Origin of the sequence: Streptomyces sp. NTH33, from assembly GCF_003236365.1 — a bacterium.
Taxonomy (GTDB): Bacteria; Actinomycetota; Actinomycetes; order Streptomycetales; family Streptomycetaceae; genus Streptomyces.
The window spans coordinates 1-4,767 of record NZ_POTZ01000507.1 but is presented as its reverse complement, the minus strand read 5'-3'; the positions used below and the strand labels follow the sequence as shown (position 1 = coordinate 4,767).

Here is a 4,767-nt window from a genome sequence, read left to right as displayed (position 1 = left end):
GCTGCGGGCAGGGCGGCGGCAGTGAGGGCCAGGGGCCGCCGGCCGCCGCCACCGCCACCGTTCCGTCCAGGCCCGTGGAGACGTACGCGCAGGCGTCGGCCGCGGCCGGGGCGGCCGGCCCGCCCACGCACGTCCAGGCCAGGACCGCCGGCGCCAACACCCGCAGCATCAGGGCGGATCGGTTCGGTTCGGGTCGTTGCACTCCATGCACGACCGAGATCATGAGCTCTGGCGGACCGGGGCACGCCGCGGTGCCCGTGGATTGCCCCGAAGGTGGGAAGTGGCAGGTCAGGGGGTTTGACCGGCCGACCGGCGCGCCGCCGTGGAGGGGTACGCGCGTACGGATCGGCCGGAACGTGCCGCAGGTTCCGGAAAGAAATCCGCGTCGCCGTTGAACACAACCAGCACCCCCGTGCGTACCCAGTGTCGTGCGGCGGCGCAGCAGGGCGCTGCGACACCCTTGGGATTATGGGGAGTTGACGATGAACACCTCCTGGCGGAGCGCCTCTCTCGTGGCGACGGCCGCGGCTGTGCTGGCGTTGACGACGGCGTGCGGTCAGGAAACCCCTTCGGCGGGCAGCCAGAACGTGGGTGCGACGGCCGCGGCCGGCGGCTTCGGCAGCTCCGGAGCGGGGACCGGCACCGGGGTCGGCGCCGGGGCCGGCGCAGGCAACGGTTACGGTGCCGACGGCCGGCAGGATTCCGCGGACGTGCCGAAGCCCGCCGGACAGCTCACGGTCTCCACCAACGCGGAGCTGGGCAAGGTGGTGACCGACAGCGCCGGGATGACCCTGTACCGCTTCGACGAGGACACGGCCGAGCCCCCCAAGTCCAACTGCGACGGCGGCTGCGCCACGGCCTGGCCGCCCGTTCCCGCCGACGACGCCACCGCCGGTCCCGGCATCGACAAGGCCCTGCTCGGCGAGGTCACCCGCGCCGACGGCACCAAGCAGCTGACGATCGGCGGCTGGCCCGCGTACCGTTACGCGAAGGACACCGAGGTCGGTGAGACCAACGGCCAGGGCGTGAACGGCAAGTGGTTCGCCCTGGCGTCCGACGGCAAGAAGGCCTCGCTGGCGAGTCTGCCGGGCCTGTCGGTGAGGAAGACCGAGCTGGGCGACGTCGTCGTCGACAAGAACGGCATGACGGTCTACCGCTTCACCAAGGACCAGGCGTGGCCGAAGTCGGTCTCCGCCTGCACCGGTTCCTGCCTGGAGAAGTGGCCGGCCGTGGCGCCCGTCGCCGAGAACGACGTCAAGGGCATCGTGAAGAAGGGCCTGATGCCCTTCACCCGGCCGGACGGAGTCAAGCAGATGTCCATCGGCTGCTGGCCCATCTACACCTTCGCCGGGGACAAGAAGCCCGGGGACGTCAACGGTCAGGGCATCGGCGGCACCTGGTTCGCCGTCTCGCCCGACGGCAAGCCGATCGGCGCGCCGAAGTAGACCGCCCTCCCGGGTCAGGACAGACCGGCCGCCCCCTCCGCGCCGCACGGAGGGGGCGGTCCGCTGTGTGCGCACATCGGGGCGGATCGCCGTGATGCGGGCGTGAAGGGTGATCCGCGACCGCGGGCGGTGACCGGGAACGGATGGTCAATTTCCTTTTCGGCTCGCCCCGTTGGCAGGCGATCAGTAGCCTTCGGCTCGAACACCGGATCGCCTACGCCTTGGAGAGACAGATGGAGCGTCCCGCTTGGGCCCCACGGAGTATCGACATCTCGGTGCCGAGCGTCGCTCGTATCTACGACTACTACCTGGGCGGTTCGCACAACTTCGAGGTGGACCGGGAAGCGGCCCGCAGGGCCATGGAGTTCATGCCGGGACTGCCCAAGGTCATGCAGGCGAACCGGGCCTTCATGCGCCGCGCCGTGGACTTCGCCCTGGAGGAGGGCATCACCCAGTTCCTGGACATCGGCTCCGGCATCCCCACCTTCGGCAGCGTGCACGAGGTCGCCCAGGCCGCCCGCCCCGGCGCGCGTGTGGTGTACGTCGACCACGACCCGGTGGCCGTCGCCCACAGCCAGGCGGTCCTCGAGGGCAACGAGGACGCGGACGTGGTCGCGGCCGATCTGCGCAAGCCCCGGGAAATCCTCGAAAGCCCCCTGGTGCGACGGCTGATCGACCTGAACCGGCCAGTCGCACTGCTTCTCGTTGCCATACTGCACTTCGTGGAAGACGCGGACGACCCCTACCAGGCGGTGGCCGAGCTGCGCGACGCGCTCGCGCCCGGCAGCCTCCTCATCCTCACGCACGCCTCGCACGAGGGAATCCCGCTCCCCGAGGAGCGCAGCGAGTCCGTGGTCGACGTCTACAAGGACATCCGCAACCCGTTGATCATGCGCTCGCGCGACGAGATCGCGCGGTTCTTCGAGGGGTACGACATGGTGGAACCCGGGCTGGTGCCGTTGGCGTCCTGGCGGTCCCGTACGGCACCGGAGGACGAGGACCCCTATGCCTTCTCCGGTTTCGCCGGCGTGGGACGTACGGCGTGAGCGCGGAACCGGACGGGCCGGAGGACAGACTGCGCCGGCTGACGACGATCTGGAGCCGGGCGGTCTTCCCGGTGACCTCCACGTCGCTGACCCGCCCGGAGTTCGAGGAACGGCTCCTGCCGCTCGCCCGCCGCCTGAGCAGGGCGCTGCTGGCCAGGGCCTTCGACGCCGCGGAGGGCGAGGCGGCCGGCGCCGCGCTGGTCGACGCGCACTGCACCGCGCCCGAGGCGCTCAGCCGCACGCTGGACTGCCTCGACGCCTACCTCGTGCTCTACTGCGGGGAGGGCGGCGACCAGGAGGACCTGAGGGCCCGCTGCTCCCGGCTGCAGCACGCGATGGCGGCCGGGTTCGCGCGGGCGCTGCGCGAGCGCGCGCTGGCCGAGCAGGAGGCGATCGCGCAGGCCGCGCTGCGCGCCCAGGGCGTGGTCGCGCAGGCGCTGCACGCCAGCGAGGCGCGCTTCCGCGCGGTGTTCGAGGGCGCGGCGATAGGCATCGGCATAGCCGACCTGGAGGGCAACGTCCTGCAGGTCAACGGTGCGCTGCTGCGCATGTTCGGCGGCTCCGAGCAGGGCCTGCGCAGCCGCAACGTACAGGACTGGACGCACACCGAGGACGCGCCGCAGGTGTGGCGGCTGTACGAGGAGCTGGTGCGCGGCGAACGCGAGCACTACCACGTGGAGAAGGCCTTCTACCGCCCCGACGGAACGGTCCTGTGGACCAACCTGACGGTCTCCCTCCTGCGCGACGCCGACGGCAACCCGCAGTACCAGCTCGCCCTGATGGAGGACACCACCGAGCGGCGGCTGCTCAACCTCCGCCTGCGCTACGAGGCCACCCACGACGCGCTGACCGGCCTGCCCAACCGCACGCTGTTCTTCGAGCGGCTGGAGAAGGCGCTGAACGCGGGCGAGGGCCGGCGCTTCGGCCTGTGCTACCTCGACCTGGACGGCTTCAAGACCATCAACGACAGCCTCGGACACGCGGCCGGCGACCGGCTGCTCGTCGAGGTCGCCGACCGGCTCCAGGCGTGCGCGACCGCACCCGGCGAGATGGTCGCCCGGCTCGGCGGCGACGAGTTCGTCGCGCTGACCACCGGGACCGGCACCCGGCACGAGGCCGACGAGCTCGCCGCCCGCATCATGAACGCGCTGGTCGCCCCCATCCGCATCGAAGGCCGCGAGCTGACCGTGCGCGGCAGCATCGGCGTCGTCGAGGGCCCGGTGGGGGAGCGCAGCGCGGCGGAGGTGCTGCGCAGCGCGGACATCACCATGTACCGGGCCAAGTCGGCCGGCGGCAACCGCTTCGAGCTCGCCGACCCCGAGGCCGACGCCCGCACCATCACCCGGCACGGGCTGACCACGGCGCTGCCGGCGGCCCTGGAGCGGGGCGAGTTCTTCATCGAGTACCAGCCGCTGGTGCACCTCGGCGACGGCAGCGTACGGGGCGCCGAGGCGCTGGTGCGGTGGCTGCACCCGCAGCACGGCATCATCGGCCCCGACCGGTTCATCCCGCTCGCCGAGCACACCGGGCTGATCGTCCCGCTGGGCCGCTGGGTCATGGAGCAGTCGGTACGTCAGGCCCGCGAGTGGCGGGAGTTGCACCCCGCCGGGTCCGCGGGCCCCCTGCGCATCAACGTCAACCTCTCGCCCTGCCAGCTCCACCACCCCCATCTCGTCCAGGACACCGTCGAGATCCTGGACGAGATGGGGGTGCGGCCGGACGCCCTCTGCCTGGAGGTCACCGAGTCGGCGCTGATCGGCGCGGACGACGACCTGCTCAAACCGCTGCGGCGGCTCGCCGAGATGGGCGTCGACATCGCCCTGGACGACTTCGGCACCGGCTACTCCAACCTGGCCAACCTGCGCCGGCTGCCGGTGAGCGTCCTCAAGCTGGACCGTTCCTTCACCCAGGGCATGCAGCAGTTCCCGGCCGACCCCGTCGACCTCAAGATCGTCGAGGGCATCGTGTCCCTCGCCCACAGTCTGGGCCTGGCGGTCACGGTGGAGGGCGTGGAGACCGGCGCCCAGGCCGAACAACTCCGCCTGCTCGGCTGCGACACGGCCCAGGGCTGGTACTACGCCCGCCCGGGCCCCCCGGAACGCCTGCACGAACTGGCACTGGCGGACGCGACGGGCTGACCGGGGACACCCGGGCCAGGGCTTCAGGGGCGCGGGGAACTGCGCGACCAGCCCCCACGCACCCGCACCCGAACACGTTCCCCCGGGGGCTGAGGGGCGAAGCCCCCAGCGGGGTCGAAGGGGCGCGGAGCCCCTGGG

Annotated in this window: 3 protein-coding genes; all 3 read left to right on the top strand. The window is 71.9% G+C overall.

What is annotated here, in order from left to right; all coding sequences use genetic code 11:
• The first annotated feature begins 482 nt into the window (after positions 1-482).
• The 3 genes from C1I97_RS31685 to C1I97_RS31675 all read left to right on the top strand — a co-directional run bounded on the left by C1I97_RS31685 (position 483) and on the right by C1I97_RS31675 (position 4,629).
• Positions 483-1,445: an SCO0930 family lipoprotein gene (locus C1I97_RS31685; RefSeq protein WP_111006501.1), complete on the top strand. Its 963-nt coding sequence runs from the start codon at positions 483-485 to the stop codon at positions 1,443-1,445.
• A 233-nt stretch (positions 1,446-1,678) separates the two neighbouring features.
• Positions 1,679-2,491, top strand: coding sequence for an SAM-dependent methyltransferase (locus C1I97_RS31680; protein WP_111006500.1), 813 nt, complete (start codon positions 1,679-1,681; stop codon positions 2,489-2,491).
• The gene (locus tag C1I97_RS31675) at positions 2,488-4,629 is read left to right on the top strand and encodes a putative bifunctional diguanylate cyclase/phosphodiesterase (RefSeq protein ID WP_111006499.1); all 2,142 of its coding nucleotides are present in this window, start codon (positions 2,488-2,490) and stop codon (positions 4,627-4,629) included. Before C1I97_RS31680 ends, C1I97_RS31675 begins: the two co-directional genes overlap by 4 nt.
• Positions 4,630-4,767: the final 138 nt, after the last annotated feature.

Coding starts and splice junctions, on each gene's coding strand:
- C1I97_RS31685 (WP_111006501.1), top strand. CDS start 483: ATGAACACCTCCTGGCGGAGCGCCTCTCTCGTGGCGACGGCCGCGGCT.
- C1I97_RS31680 (WP_111006500.1), top strand. CDS start 1,679: ATGGAGCGTCCCGCTTGGGCCCCACGGAGTATCGACATCTCGGTGCCG.